Origin of the sequence: Exiguobacterium profundum (assembly GCF_042652865.1) — a bacterium.
GTDB lineage: Bacteria > Bacillota > Bacilli > Exiguobacteriales > Exiguobacteriaceae > Exiguobacterium > Exiguobacterium profundum.
The window spans coordinates 263,101-275,469 of sequence record NZ_JBHSHG010000003.1; the positions used below are offsets into that span (position 1 = coordinate 263,101).

General features: G+C 48.5%; 15 protein-coding genes. 6 read left to right on the forward strand and 9 right to left on the reverse strand.

Going from position 1 to position 12,369, the window contains the following annotated elements; all coding sequences use genetic code 11:
- Positions 1-34: 34 nt before the first annotated feature.
- The 4 genes from ACFO4U_RS12080 to ACFO4U_RS12095 form a co-directional block, all read right to left on the reverse strand.
- On the reverse strand, positions 35-847 hold the full coding sequence (locus ACFO4U_RS12080) for a MetQ/NlpA family ABC transporter substrate-binding protein (RefSeq protein WP_215244212.1): 813 nt from the start codon (positions 845-847) through the stop codon (positions 35-37).
- Positions 848-867: 20 nt separating this feature from the next.
- Positions 868-1,530: a methionine ABC transporter permease gene (locus ACFO4U_RS12085; protein ID WP_031424175.1), complete on the reverse strand. Its 663-nt coding sequence runs from the start codon at positions 1,528-1,530 to the stop codon at positions 868-870.
- Positions 1,523-2,269 (reverse strand): methionine ABC transporter ATP-binding protein, encoded by a 747-nt coding sequence (locus ACFO4U_RS12090; RefSeq protein ID WP_159563234.1) that lies wholly within the window; start codon positions 2,267-2,269, stop codon positions 1,523-1,525. The genes ACFO4U_RS12085 and ACFO4U_RS12090 overlap by 8 nt, the downstream gene beginning before the upstream one ends.
- Positions 2,270-2,378: 109 nt before the next feature.
- The gene (locus ACFO4U_RS12095; RefSeq protein ID WP_215244211.1) at positions 2,379-3,119 is read right to left on the reverse strand and encodes a hypothetical protein; all 741 of its coding nucleotides are present in this window, start codon (positions 3,117-3,119) and stop codon (positions 2,379-2,381) included.
- Positions 3,120-3,314: 195 nt separating this feature from the next.
- On the opposite strand from ACFO4U_RS12095, the gene adhP reads away from it, so the two are divergent.
- The 4 genes from adhP (at position 3,315) to ACFO4U_RS12115 (ending at position 6,546) form a co-directional block, all read left to right on the forward strand.
- Complete coding sequence (gene adhP / locus ACFO4U_RS12100) at positions 3,315-4,343, forward strand: alcohol dehydrogenase AdhP (protein WP_215244210.1); 1,029 nt, start codon at positions 3,315-3,317, stop codon at positions 4,341-4,343.
- Positions 4,344-4,456: 113 nt separating this feature from the next.
- Entirely contained in the window at positions 4,457-4,882 is a 426-nt protein-coding gene (locus ACFO4U_RS12105; protein ID WP_215244209.1) for a MarR family winged helix-turn-helix transcriptional regulator, read from the forward strand.
- A 109-nt stretch (positions 4,883-4,991) separates the two neighbouring features.
- Complete coding sequence (locus ACFO4U_RS12110; RefSeq protein WP_260563810.1) at positions 4,992-5,519, forward strand: CarD family transcriptional regulator; 528 nt, start codon at positions 4,992-4,994, stop codon at positions 5,517-5,519.
- 112 nt (positions 5,520-5,631) lie between these two features.
- The gene (locus ACFO4U_RS12115; protein ID WP_159563230.1) at positions 5,632-6,546 is read left to right on the forward strand and encodes a methyl-accepting chemotaxis protein; all 915 of its coding nucleotides are present in this window, start codon (positions 5,632-5,634) and stop codon (positions 6,544-6,546) included.
- Between the two features lie 71 nt (positions 6,547-6,617).
- On the opposite strand, the gene ACFO4U_RS12120 is transcribed toward ACFO4U_RS12115, so the two are convergent.
- Entirely contained in the window at positions 6,618-8,117 is a 1,500-nt protein-coding gene (locus ACFO4U_RS12120) for a malate:quinone oxidoreductase (RefSeq protein WP_159563229.1), read from the reverse strand.
- Between the two features lie 191 nt (positions 8,118-8,308).
- Here ACFO4U_RS12120 and ACFO4U_RS12125 point away from each other — a divergent pair, with 191 nt between their 5' ends.
- Both ACFO4U_RS12125 and ACFO4U_RS12130 read left to right on the forward strand, forming a co-directional pair.
- Positions 8,309-8,770, forward strand: a complete 462-nt coding sequence (locus ACFO4U_RS12125) for a DUF2691 family protein (protein ID WP_047795748.1) — start codon at positions 8,309-8,311, stop codon at positions 8,768-8,770.
- A 27-nt stretch (positions 8,771-8,797) separates the two neighbouring features.
- Positions 8,798-9,340, forward strand: a complete 543-nt coding sequence (locus ACFO4U_RS12130) for a histidine phosphatase family protein (protein WP_074035180.1) — start codon at positions 8,798-8,800, stop codon at positions 9,338-9,340.
- A 26-nt stretch (positions 9,341-9,366) separates the two neighbouring features.
- On the opposite strand, the gene ACFO4U_RS12135 is transcribed toward ACFO4U_RS12130, so the two are convergent.
- From ACFO4U_RS12135 to ACFO4U_RS12150, 4 genes are all read right to left on the reverse strand, one after another.
- Entirely contained in the window at positions 9,367-10,230 is an 864-nt protein-coding gene (locus ACFO4U_RS12135) for a DegV family protein (RefSeq protein WP_074035182.1), read from the reverse strand.
- A gap of 115 nt (positions 10,231-10,345) precedes the next feature.
- Positions 10,346-10,828, reverse strand: coding sequence for a methylated-DNA--[protein]-cysteine S-methyltransferase (locus ACFO4U_RS12140; RefSeq protein ID WP_074035184.1), 483 nt, complete (start codon positions 10,826-10,828; stop codon positions 10,346-10,348).
- Complete coding sequence (locus tag ACFO4U_RS12145) at positions 10,815-11,708, reverse strand: DNA-3-methyladenine glycosylase family protein (RefSeq protein WP_074035186.1); 894 nt, start codon at positions 11,706-11,708, stop codon at positions 10,815-10,817. The genes ACFO4U_RS12140 and ACFO4U_RS12145 overlap by 14 nt, the downstream gene beginning before the upstream one ends.
- Positions 11,705-12,253 (reverse strand): bifunctional transcriptional activator/DNA repair enzyme AdaA, encoded by a 549-nt coding sequence (locus tag ACFO4U_RS12150; protein WP_047795743.1) that lies wholly within the window; start codon positions 12,251-12,253, stop codon positions 11,705-11,707. Before ACFO4U_RS12150 ends, ACFO4U_RS12145 begins: the two co-directional genes overlap by 4 nt.
- Positions 12,254-12,369: the final 116 nt, after the last annotated feature.

Genomic DNA, 12,369 nt, shown 5'->3' on the forward strand with positions numbered 1-12,369 from the left:
AAAAGATTGAGCCTAGATGGCTCAATCTTTTTGTTTAAAACGCCGGAATGGCCGTTTCATCATAGTTTTCTTGCAAGAACGCACGGACTTCGTCACTTGTGAGCGCTTCGCCGAGTTTTTGGATCGCTTCGTCATCCTGGTTGTCTTCACGTGCGACAAGCGTGATGGCGAAATCATTCTCGACGCCTTCTGTTAAGAGTGCGTCACTCTTCGGTGTCAAACCGAGCGGTGCAGCGTAAGCCGGTGTCATCAAGACCGCATCGACATCATCGTACGCGCGCGCGAGCATCAATAAGTCGACTTCTTCAAACTTGAAGTTTTTCGGGTTAGATGTGATATCAGCTTGTGTATAATACGTGCCTTCCTTCTCTCCGAGTTCGATCACATCATGTTGTGCGAGAAGGGAGAGCGAACGGTCGATGTTCGATACGTCGTTGGCGATCGCAATCGTTGCGCCTTCCGGAAGGTCTTCCATGTTGTCATAGTTTTTTGCGTATACACCGTAGTTTGCGAAATAAATCGGTTCGATGGGAACGAGATTCGCATCGTTGCTGCGGTTGAACTCTTCCATATACGGAACGTGTTGGAAGAAGTTCGCATCGACTTCTTTCGCTGCAAGTGCCGAGTTCGGTTGGACGTTGTCTCCGAGAACAACGATTTCGAGTTCGATGTCGTCTTCTGCGAGCTGTTCTTTCGCGATTTCAAGCATATCTGTCATCGGTGGGATGAGTGATGCGACTTTCAATGTCTGTGGTTCATTTGCTTGTTTCGTTTGTGTTTCTGTATCGTTCCCACATGCTGCGAGGACGAGTGTGAGTGAGGCTAGAAGTGCCATCAATTTTTTCATATTCATTTCCTACTTTCTGTTTAACGTTTGTCGATGATTCGCGCCACGGTCGTGCCCGTGAATTGAATCAACTGTACGAAGACGAGCATGATGAGAATCATATAGAGCATGAGTTCTGTCTGAAATTGTTGATATCCATAACGGATGGCAAAGTCACCGATGCCACCACCCCCGACGACTCCCATAATCGTCGAGTATGAGATAAAACTGATGATGGATGTGGTCAATCCGAGGACGAGACCGGACCGGGCTTCCACATAAAGAAACTTAAAGATGATGTCTTTCACAGACGCTCCCATCGAGAGTGCCGCTTCAATCACCCCGCGTGGGACATCAATCAGTGACTGTTCGACGAGTCGCGCATAATGCGCAATGGCAATGATGGAGAGCGGCACCGTCGCTGCTGCCGTTCCGATGGCGGTTCCGATAATGAGCCGTGTAAATGGAATCAAAAACACGACGAGTAACAAGAAGGGGAAAGACCGGACGATGTTCACGACCAGGTTGAGGACGGAGAAGACGATTTGGTTCTCTAACAATTGTCCTTTACGCGAAAGATAAAGCCACGTGCCTAACGGCAATCCGACTAGAATCGCGGCGAGAATCGATACCCCGACCATAATGAACGTCTCGGCGATGGATTGCCAAATCTCTGATTGATAGCGCACCAAGATGTCAGGCATTCGCTTCACCTTCCTCTCGCAACTGTTCGACGAACCAACTTGGATTCTGATCGATGGCGACCACCCCTGTTGGCTCCCTCTCAATCGTCTCATGAACGGATCCGTCTGCCATGACGGTGACGCGATGACAGATTTGACGGATGACATCCATCTCATGCGTGACGAGAACGACGGTGACGCCGAGTTTTTCATTGACCGACTGAAGGACACGCAGCACTTCCGCCGTCGTATTCGGGTCGAGTGAAGAGGTCGGCTCATCGCATAGGAGTACACTCGGTTCACTTGCGAGTGCCCGAGCGATGGCGACACGTTGCTTTTGTCCCCCACTCAACTGGGAAGGATATTTATCGCGATACGCTTCGAGTCCAACGAACCGGAGACATTCCATCACGCGTGCTTCCCATGATGCTTTCGGCCGCTTGGCAAGTTTCAGTGAATCGAGGACGTTATCAAACACGTTCTTATTCGCGACTAGATTAAATTGTTGAAAAATCATACCGATCCGATGTCGCTTCTTGCGTAGTTCCCGATTAGAGAGTTCGGTCAACTGGTCGCCATCGACCGTGACGCTCCCGGCATCCGGTTTCTCCAACAAATTCATCAATCGAAGGAGCGTCGACTTCCCGGCACCGCTCGCGCCGATAATGCCGTAAATCTCCCCTTTTCGAATGTGAAGCGATACATCGCGAACGGCCATCTCTTGTCCATAACGCTTATGGACGGACGACAATGTGATCATGGCAGACATCCTTTCTACATCTCGTGAGTGAGTCAACCGTTTATCATTTTAGCGAAGTAAAGAGTTGATGTCAGTTCATGTGCTCACATGAAAAGAACCGCACTGCGGTTCAGAGTCGATGTCGTTTAAAATGTTCGGCTATGTGTCGCTTCATGGCGTCTCGATTTTCGGCGAAGATGCGATGGCGATGACCGTTCCCACCAGACGGATGTGGAAACCCACTCACTACGCGATCTTGATCCAAGAGCCCTCGCTCAACCAATAACTCCACGGCTCGCCTCACGTTCACGCCCATCGGTAGGATGAGTGCATCTTGAAGATGGGCCATCTCTTCTGCGAAGATTCCTTCTACGTATGGTCGAAACAGCTCTGTTCGAATCATATCCGGGCTCGATCCGTTATAGTTCTTGCCTTTATAGAAGACGGGATAAGGGAGGACCGCCGTGTTTTGAACGAGATGGTTCGCTGATCCAAACAAATCGAGGGATGACTCGATTCCCAAATGATGATGTAACTCCAAATCGTCCAGCATCGTCACTAAGTTCTTTCGAATCGGACCGGAAAAACTGCCACGTTGTTTGACGGCTCGAAGCGCCTCTTCGTCTGTTGCATCCTTCAAGTCACGGATTGCCTCGAACGACTGACGCATTTGATACAAGCCTGGCGTGATTCCCGCGATGACGACTTTCGCATCCGGATTGATGTATTCGAACGGTGCGTAATAGATCTCAAGTTGTTTCTTTTCATCACGGTCTAACAAAAAGTCTTCATTTTTCAACGTCTCTTCTTCTAAATTTGATAGCTGCAAAATCTTTGATTTATATGTTTGAAATAACGCTGTTCGTGTCATATAAATAACACTCCTTTCGTCTACTTTCTCTATCTCTATTCCCCTAAATCTTTGTGTGAGAAAAGTTCATCTTTCAGACAAATGCTATTCAAAAATAGAGCGCTTTCATTCCATTTTTTGTGCTATCCTGACGATGTGATTGAGAAGGGATTTTTCATCAGGTTTGCTAAATTCTCACAAGGAGTGTGTTCACACATGAAAGCAGTCGTCGTCAATTCAGCAAGCAAGGCCAACATCGAAGTCGTCGAAAAGGAACTACGTCCATTACAAGCAGGCGAAGCACTCGTCGATGTCGAGTACTGTGGCGTATGTCACACGGATCTTCACGTCGCAGCTGGTGATTTCGGAGATGTCCAAGGACGCGTGCTCGGTCATGAAGGGATTGGGATCGTATCTGAAATCGCCGACGATGTCACGAGTTTGAAAGTTGGCGATCGCGTCAGTATCGCTTGGATGTATCATGCATGTGGTCGTTGCGAATATTGTACGACAGGTCGAGAGACTTTCTGTCGAAACGTTCAAAATGCCGGATATAGCGTGGACGGCGGGATGGCTGAACAAAGTATCGTCGTAGCCGACTATGCCGTCAAAGTACCTGACGGATTGGACCCTGCGCAAGCTTCGAGCATCACATGTGCCGGCGTCACGACGTATAAAGCCATCAAAGTTGCCGACGTGAAACCTGGGGAGACGGTCGTCATCTACGGTTGCGGTGGACTCGGCAACCTGGCCATCCAATATGCGAAACACGTCTTCAACGCACACGTCATCGCCGTAGATTTGAACGATGATAAGCTCGAACTCGCCAAAGAGAGTGGAGCTGATTTGACGATTAACCCATCGACTGAAGGAGATGCAGCTGACATCGTACAAGAGAAGTTCGGTGGGGCTCATGCCGCTGTCGTCACAGCCGTCTCAAAAGTCGCCTTTAATTCTGCAGTCAATGCAGTCCGAGCATGTGGGAAAGTGGTCGCCGTCGGTCTTCCTTCTGAAACGATGGACTTGAACATCCCTCGTCTCGTCCTCGATGGAATCGAAGTCGTCGGCTCACTCGTCGGGACACGTAAAGACTTAGAAGAAGCCTTCCAGTTCGGGGCAGAAGGGCTCGTCGTGCCTGTTGTTCATAAACGCTGTCTTCACGAGGTGCAAGACGTGTTCGAAGAGATGGAGCAAGGGAAAATCCAAGGACGCATGGTCATCGACTTCAAAAATAAAGACTGCTAATCGGAACGGGGCCTCGTGCCTCGTTTTGTTCTAGATTGACGTTGACGGGGTATAGTTGCTTTTGTATAGTTAGGAACGTCTAAAAGCCGGAAATGAAAGAGGAGTGACTTGATTTGACTCCATTAACGTCAACCAGTCTACTTGATTTATTGTCAGAGCGAAATGATCAAGTTCGACGCATGAGTGAACAATCTTGGAATGAACAAAGTGATATCCAACTCTCGAACTCGGAATGGTATATTCTCGCGACACTTTATCAGTCGAAAACAACAATTGCCGAAGTCACGCACAGTGTCCATATTTCTCGACAAGCGACTCATAAACTGATCAAGAACCTAGAGAGTAAAGCGCTCGTTCTTGTGACAGACCATCCGCAAAATCGAAAAGACAAATGTATCGAGTTGACCTCGCTCGGTCACACTTGTTATGAGCAAAACGAGACGCTCAAAGCACAACTTGAGCAACGGATCCAAGAAAGCATCGGCCAAGAGGCGTTTGAACAACTGAAAACCATTCTGCGCGTGGATTGGAAACTATGACCGTGTCAGCTTGAAGGCGACACGGTTTTTCATATGCATACATGGACAAAAACGTCAACCGAGTTGACATTTCATCTTCTGAATGACTATGCTTATAGATAAGGAAGAGGTGATCGACTTGTTTAAAACTGGAGACTTAATCATCTACTCGACCCATGGCGTATGTCGCATCGACGACATTTCGGACAAAACGGTCGCAGGAGAGACGAAATCGTACTATACGCTTCACCCCATCAACAACTCACAAAAGTTGCAGATCAGCATTCCCGTCGACAATGACAACGTGATGATGTTGACGTTACTCGAAGCAGATGAGGCATCAGAGATTTTAGAGTCGTTCCGCTCACCTGGTGTGGAATGGAATCCGCATTCCAACAACCGCAATCGTGAATTCTTGAATGTCGTGCATTCAGGAAACCGGCATGAGATTGCCCAAGTAGTGAATACATTGAGCCGTAGACAAATCGAGGCACTTCAAGCGAACAAAAAACTATACGAGCAAGATCGTAAGATTTTAGAGAACGCCAAAACGATTTTGGTGAAAGAGCTCTCCCTTGCCCTCGAGCGTTCAGAGAGCGACATCGAGCGCACGATTGGCGAGTACTTACATGAAAGCATGACGACACTCACACCTTGACCTCTTCCAGTGGAAGTGGTCTTTTTTTGTTCTATTAAAATAATATACTTTTTTTTACATTTCTCGGGTATCCTAAAACAAATATACCTTATGATATAGGGAGGATGTTAGGATGCAACTGCACTCTAGTACGACCCATGTCACCGACACGCACGTCGTTCGGGCAATCGAAAACAATCTGGCCATCATTCGCTTTGATGAAAATCGCCGTGTCGCCTACGTCAATGAGATTTTTGCCAAAACGATGGGGTACGAAGTCAAGGAACTGATGGGACGCCCCCATCGTGATCTTTGCTTGCCCGAGTTCGCGAACAGTCCCCAATACGACCTGTTTTGGCGTAAGCTCATGCAAGGGTTGAGTTATCACGACAAGATTGAACGACGTGCCGCAGATGGTCATAGTGTCTGGCTAGAGGCGACCTACATGCCGATCTTCGATGATGCCCACCAGAACGTCATCGGCGTCTCAAAGATTGCAGCCGATATCACGTCACGGCAACAAGACGTACTCCACATGGCGAATAATCTTCAAGAGACGTCTGAATACTTATCTGCCCAGTCCCAAATCGGGAAACAAGACGGAGAACACGTACTCGAAAACGTCAAACTGATTGAACAAGAGTCGACTCAAAACCTAGAGCATTTACATGCTCTCCAACAAGAGGCGAAAACGATCACGGATATTGTCCGAACGATTCGTGAAATCGCTGCCCAAACCAACCTTCTCGCACTCAATGCCGCAATCGAGGCGGCACGCGCAGGTGAACATGGACGCGGCTTCAATGTCGTCGCGACAGAGGTGCGCAATCTTTCAAACAAAGTCTCACTCTCCATTACAGAAGTGAACAACAACATTGAAGGCATTGTGAAACGCATCGATGACGTGTCGATGAGCATCGGACGAATTTCTCATAAAGTCAAAGATAGCTCGGGACAACTCGAGCATACGGTCCGAGAGTTCGAAAAATTAGCAGATTCAGCCGCTACACTCGAACAGCAGGCAAAGACGTTTCTCAAAATGGTATGAGCGGCCCGATAGGAGGTCGCTTTTTTCTATACAAAAGACGAGCATACGATTGTATGCTCGTCTTGAATCAATTAATTGTGGACCATGTCCTTTTCCTCTAAACCGAGCGTGACCGCCGTCGATTCGTGAATCGTCTTGAATAAATCCGGGTGTTCCGACAGCTTCAATCCATACGACGGTACCATTTCTTTGATTTTCGCTTCCCACTCCGGTAAGTGTTGCGGGAAGCACTGCTCGAGCACTTTCAACATGACGTGCACGGCCGTCGATGCGCCTGGAGAAGCACCGAGAAGCGCCGCGACCGACCCATCTTCGGCACTGACGACTTCCGTTCCGAATTGAAGCGTTCCTTTTCCTTGCGGTGTATCTTTGATGACCTGAACACGTTGCCCTGCCACGACGATCTCCCAATCTTCATTCTTGGCATTCGGGATGAATTCACGGAGTTCATCCATCCGTTTGTCGTGAGATAAGAGTACCTGCTCGATCAAGTATTTCGTAAGGGGCATCTCTTTCGCCCCTGCGGCAAGCATCGTGATGACGTTGTTCGGCTTGACCGAACGAATCAAATCCAAGTTCGATCCTGTTTTTAAGAATTTCGGTGTGAAGCCGGCGAACGGTCCAAACAGCAACTCTTTGCGTCCATCGATAAAACGAGTGTCGAGATGCGGGACCGACATCGGTGGTGCCCCGACTTTCGCCTTTCCGTAGACCTTCGCATGATGTTGCTCGATGACCTCACGATTTTTGCAAACGAGGAAGAGGCCGCTGACCGGGAATCCACCGATTTGTTTCGATTCCGGAATCCCTGTCTTTTGTAAGAGCGGCAAACTGCCACCACCGCCTCCGATAAAGAGAAACGGTGCCGTATGCGTCTCAATCGTATTCCGAGACATGTCTTTCACTTTCACTTCCCAATGACCGTTCTCGAGGCGCTTCACGTCCTCGACGCTATGACCGTAGTTGAGCTCGACCCCGTTCGATGTGAGATGGTCAAACAACATACGTGTCAATGCGCCAAAATTCACGTCTGTTCCTGAGTCGATTTTCGTCGCGGCAATCGGTTCATCCGATGTCCGTCCGTCCATGATGAGCGGGATCCATTCCTGTAATTGACTCGGATCGTCCGATAAGACCATCCCTTCAAACAACGGATTCGTTGTGAGCGCTTCCAAACGGCGTTTCAAGAAATCGACGTTCTTCTCCCCTTGGACCATGCTCATATGTGGGATTGAACGAATAAAGGCTCCTGGATTTTCAATCAGTCCTTGCTTGACGAGGTGCGCCCAAAACTGGCGCGAGATTTGGAACTGCTCGTTGACGTTGACCGCTTTGGAGATGTCAATCGTCCCGTCTGCGTTCTCTGTTGTATAGTTTAATTCGCAAAGTGCGGCATGTCCCGTACCTGCGTTATTCCATTCGTTTGAACTTTCTTCCCCTGCTGCATCGAGCTTTTCGAACACTTTGATGTTCCACTCCGGTACGAGCTCTTTAAAGAGTGAACCGAGCGTTGCGCTCATAATCCCTGCCCCAATCAAAATGACGTCTGTTCTCGTTTGCGTACTGCTCATGAAAACCCCATCCTTATCCCCTGAATTTTTTGTCATACGATTGAAGAATCCCCATTCCTCAATCATATATTTTATAATCGTTATACCGATTATAACTCTTTTGTGATGAATGATAAGGGTTATGTATGATTTTTTGTGCTGAAACTTTTTATGAAAATGGGATGATCCCATCAAATGAAGGAGGTGTTCTTTTGAGGCGTGGTTTACGTTTTACAATTCCCAATCAATATGGGCAATTTCTAAAAGCAATCTTAAGTCCAATCCCTCTTGATTCATACCAATGGAACGTGGTTGATGAGGAATCGTACATTGTGAACGAAGGGCAACTGGATCGCCTGTTGTTTCCGGAATCGACCGTAATCGATGGTCATCAATTCGCTGAACTGCTCACGTATCATGAACACTATTTGATTTTCGTTGATATCAAGGCGTTCCAACCGAATATGTCCTCGGAAATCGCAACGTATGAAGACTTTTTACATAGTACGTGTGAATTCGCTCTATTGGTGACGGACAGTCAAGACGTCACAATCTACTGTAAAGACCAAGAGATGCTCAATTCCCTTTACGAAAATGCTTCTTGGCATGGATTTGAAGACGTCACATACATCACAAGTCATAATGACTCGAGGACACGCTTATCCTGCTGGTAACCATACATTTTGAAGAGGAGAATCCATATGCCCACACTCTATTTGATTCGCCACTGCTCAGCCGCGGGCCAAGAACCTGACGCACCGCTCACAGAAGACGGTTCCGCCCAGTCTTTATGGCTTCGCGATTTCTTTTCTGAACTCACAATCGACCGGATCATCTCAAGCGATTATACCCGTGCAGTCGCTTCGGTCACGCCACTCGCCGATGCTCATCACCTCTCGATTGAACGTGAACCGTTACTGAGAGAACGCATCCTATCTCACGAACCGCTCGAAGACTGGCTGACCCCATTACGTCAGTCGTTCAGCGACCCGACGTTCAAGTTGCCTGGTGCCGAATCGGCTGAGGAGGCGACGCAGCGCATCCTACAAGTCGTCGAGCACGCCAAAGCTCCGCATGCCTCAACATTCTTAGTGACACACGGCAATCTGCTCGCACTCTTATTGCAACATCTCGACCCGCAATATGACTTTGAGACATGGCGTAAGATGCGTAACCCAGATGTCTATCGTCTCGATTATCACGACAGCACACCGGTCATCGAGCATATTTGGCCAAACAAATAAGCCGTCTCGCGATGAGACGGCTTTTGTCACTTCTCTACGAAAAACATCGAGATGGCACCAAGCCCGACATGTGTCCCGACCGAGACACCCATCTGCATGAGGTAAATCTCGCCGGCAAAATCGGTTTCGGTTTCGAGCTTCACTTTTAAGTTCTCCGCAATCCGTTGGTCCGATGTGTACCCGATGATCACGAAATTCGTGATGTCCGGGTTGACGCGTTTCACGAACTCGTCCGTATAATGCTTCAGCACTTTACGGGTGCCTCGTTCCTTGGCAACAATGGCACCTTTCCCGTTCTTCATACTCATGATGGGCTTTACCATCAGTAGTTTCCCGATGATAGCACTCGCGTTTGAGATTCGTCCGCTCTTGATCAAGTGGTCGAGGTCATCTACGGATAAGAAGTGCTTCACTTTCGTCTTGTACGTCTCATTGAAGTCAACGAGCTCTTCGAACGTCGCACCGGCTTCACGCATCTGTGCGCTCTTCAACAACAGCCAGCCGCTACCATGACTCATCGAACGAGAGTCGACGACATGGATTTTGACAGGTGAGTCAGGATGCGCCTCTTCAAAGTATTCTTTTCCAATGACCGCCGATTGATACGATCCGCTCGTCCCACTCGACATGCAGATACATAAAATCTCCTCATGGCCGGCAGCGACCGCATCTTCCATCAATCGTAAGAACGTCGCTGGGCTCGGCATCGCCGTCGTTGGGAATTCCGGGAGCGCTTCCAACATTCCGTAAAAATCATCCGGCTGGATATCCACCCGGTCCTGGTAAGACATATTATTCATGGTGATGATCAACGGCGCGACCCCGATGTTGTACTGTTCAAGCACTGCATCTGATAAGTCACACGTCGAATCTGCTAATAATTTAATCATGCATTCCTCCAAAACTTTCTCCATAAATGACGGGAATCATCCTATAACTTCGTCGATTCCGACGTCACGATAGGACCTCTTCTAGTGTAGCAGATTTGGAGGGGGAAATGTTTTTTTACTGGGGTTGATGTGCGACTTGTTTTTCATGTTGCAAGAGCCATTCTTTTCGCCAAAGTCCACCGGCATAGCCCGTCAATTTCCCAGTCGATCCGATGACGCGATGACAAGGCACGACGATGCTCAGTTTGTTGCGTCCGTTCGTTGCTCCGACTGCGCGAACAGCCGTAGGTCGCTTCACGCGTTCGGCAAGTTCGCGGTAAGAAGCCGTCTCCGCATACGGGATGGTTTGTAACGCATCCCACACGTCATGCTGAAACGTTGTCCCGATTTGCTCAGTCGGAAACGTAAACGTCATACGCTCACCGCGAAAATAGGAGTCTAGTTCCTCCCGGCACTGTCGCAATACATTTGGAATATCTGATTCAGGTGATTGCGTCCCTTCACGTTCGACGAATAAGATCGATTGAACGACCTGCTCCGTCCCGATGATTTCTAGGACGCCAATCGGTGTCTCCACGTCTAATCTATACGTTCCCATATAATGACCTCCACAGATAGAATGTCGCGTATCCTTCCCAACCTTGCCACGATTCACCGTAACGCTTCACTTCTTCAATCGTTGGTTTCTTCGCTGTCCCTAACTGATGCTGAATCGCTTGATGCAATCCGACATCCGCAATCGGAAAGGCTGATGCGTCCTGAAAACACTTCATCAACACATAGTCTGCCGTCCATGCTCCGACACCTCTTATCGCGAGTAACCGTTGACGGATATCAGCTGAAGAGTGTGATTGTAAAGCCGTTTTTGACAGGTCTCCATTCGTTATTTCCCGTGCAATATCAATGACATACTCCGCTTTCCTGCGACTGAATTGAAGCTCACGTAATTCTTCCGGTTCGAGCAAGGCGATTCGTTCCGCCCGCGGGAACGTCCAGTATGCTCTTCCTTCGATGACTCGATGGTCTCCATATCGTTCGACGAATCGCCGCTTGATCGTATAGGCGAAGGATAACGTGATTTGTTGTCCGATGATGGCCCATGTGAGGGCCTCGAACAAATCTGGGAAACCAATCATCCGTAACCCGCGATGCGCTTCAATCAAAGAAACCAGCAATTCATCTTTCGCCCCCATCGTTTCAAACGGCTTCAAATCGCGCTCAAGGTCTAACCAGTCTCGTACCTCACGTGCGACACGTTCCTTTTCTGTGTTTGAAACTTCATCGACTGGGAACCGTACACAAATGTGATTCTCCGCTTCTTGAAGCTCGATCAGAATGAGCCTTTCCCCGATTCGCATCAGCTTTCGAACCGTGTCAGGCGTTGTCACATGGAGCACTTCTTGTTCTGACCGACTCAAAAAGACGAGACACTCTTGAAAATCAAACGGCTGCTGTACAGCAAGTAGCATCTCTGTCATAGGTCCTCTCCTTTTCGATACGTGTTCGGTGTACAGCCTTTTACTTGCCGGAACACGCGGTAAAAGTTCGATGGTGTTTGAAACCCAACCTCATAGCAGACCGTCAGATTACTCATGTCGGTCGTTCGCAATAAATAAGCCGCCTTGTCGATTCGAATCCGTTCAAGTAGTTGCCTCGGAGTCTCTCCTGTCGCCTGGGTGAATGTCCGCTCCAAATGAAAGGGACTCAGTTGGGCGTGTTCGGCAATCTGTTCAAGGCGAATGGGTTGTTTATAATGGTTCACGAGATACGCCGTCACTTGTTGAACGAGCGCACGGTGTGGGGCGTGTTCGACTTCTGGCTGACATCGCTTGCACGGTCGAAATCCATTTGTCTCCGCTTCTTCTCTCGTTACGTAAAAATCAACGTTCTCTTTCTTCGGTTTGCGGGATCGGCACGATGGTCGACAATAGATCCCTGTCGTTTTTACGGCTGTATAGAACAATCCGTCATAAGTTGCATCGCAGGCGAGCACTTTCGCCCACTTTTCGTCAAACGTCAACATCTCCACACCCCCTTCTTCTCTCACTGTAGCAAATCTAAAATCAACATTTCGTCCTCTTTCTTGCGCTTACAATCCCCTCTTTTTGAAACGTTTTACAGATTTCAATCGTATCCTAT

Excerpts from the sequence above, each read along its gene's own strand:
- ACFO4U_RS12080 (WP_215244212.1), bottom strand. The coding sequence starts at position 847 with ATGAAAAAATTGATGGCACTTCTAGCCTCACTCACACTCGTCCTCGCA.
- ACFO4U_RS12085 (WP_031424175.1), bottom strand. The coding sequence starts at position 1,530 with ATGCCTGACATCTTGGTGCGCTATCAATCAGAGATTTGGCAATCCATC.
- ACFO4U_RS12090 (WP_159563234.1), bottom strand. The coding sequence starts at position 2,269 with ATGATCACATTGTCGTCCGTCCATAAGCGTTATGGACAAGAGATGGCC.
- ACFO4U_RS12095 (WP_215244211.1), bottom strand. The coding sequence starts at position 3,119 with ATGACACGAACAGCGTTATTTCAAACATATAAATCAAAGATTTTGCAG.
- adhP (WP_215244210.1), top strand. The coding sequence starts at position 3,315 with ATGAAAGCAGTCGTCGTCAATTCAGCAAGCAAGGCCAACATCGAAGTC.
- ACFO4U_RS12115 (WP_159563230.1), top strand. The coding sequence starts at position 5,632 with ATGCAACTGCACTCTAGTACGACCCATGTCACCGACACGCACGTCGTT.
- ACFO4U_RS12120 (WP_159563229.1), bottom strand. The coding sequence starts at position 8,117 with ATGAGCAGTACGCAAACGAGAACAGACGTCATTTTGATTGGGGCAGGG.
- ACFO4U_RS12130 (WP_074035180.1), top strand. The coding sequence starts at position 8,798 with ATGCCCACACTCTATTTGATTCGCCACTGCTCAGCCGCGGGCCAAGAA.
- ACFO4U_RS12135 (WP_074035182.1), bottom strand. The coding sequence starts at position 10,230 with ATGATTAAATTATTAGCAGATTCGACGTGTGACTTATCAGATGCAGTG.
- ACFO4U_RS12140 (WP_074035184.1), bottom strand. The coding sequence starts at position 10,828 with ATGGGAACGTATAGATTAGACGTGGAGACACCGATTGGCGTCCTAGAA.
- ACFO4U_RS12145 (WP_074035186.1), bottom strand. The coding sequence starts at position 11,708 with ATGACAGAGATGCTACTTGCTGTACAGCAGCCGTTTGATTTTCAAGAG.
- ACFO4U_RS12150 (WP_047795743.1), bottom strand. The coding sequence starts at position 12,253 with ATGTTGACGTTTGACGAAAAGTGGGCGAAAGTGCTCGCCTGCGATGCA.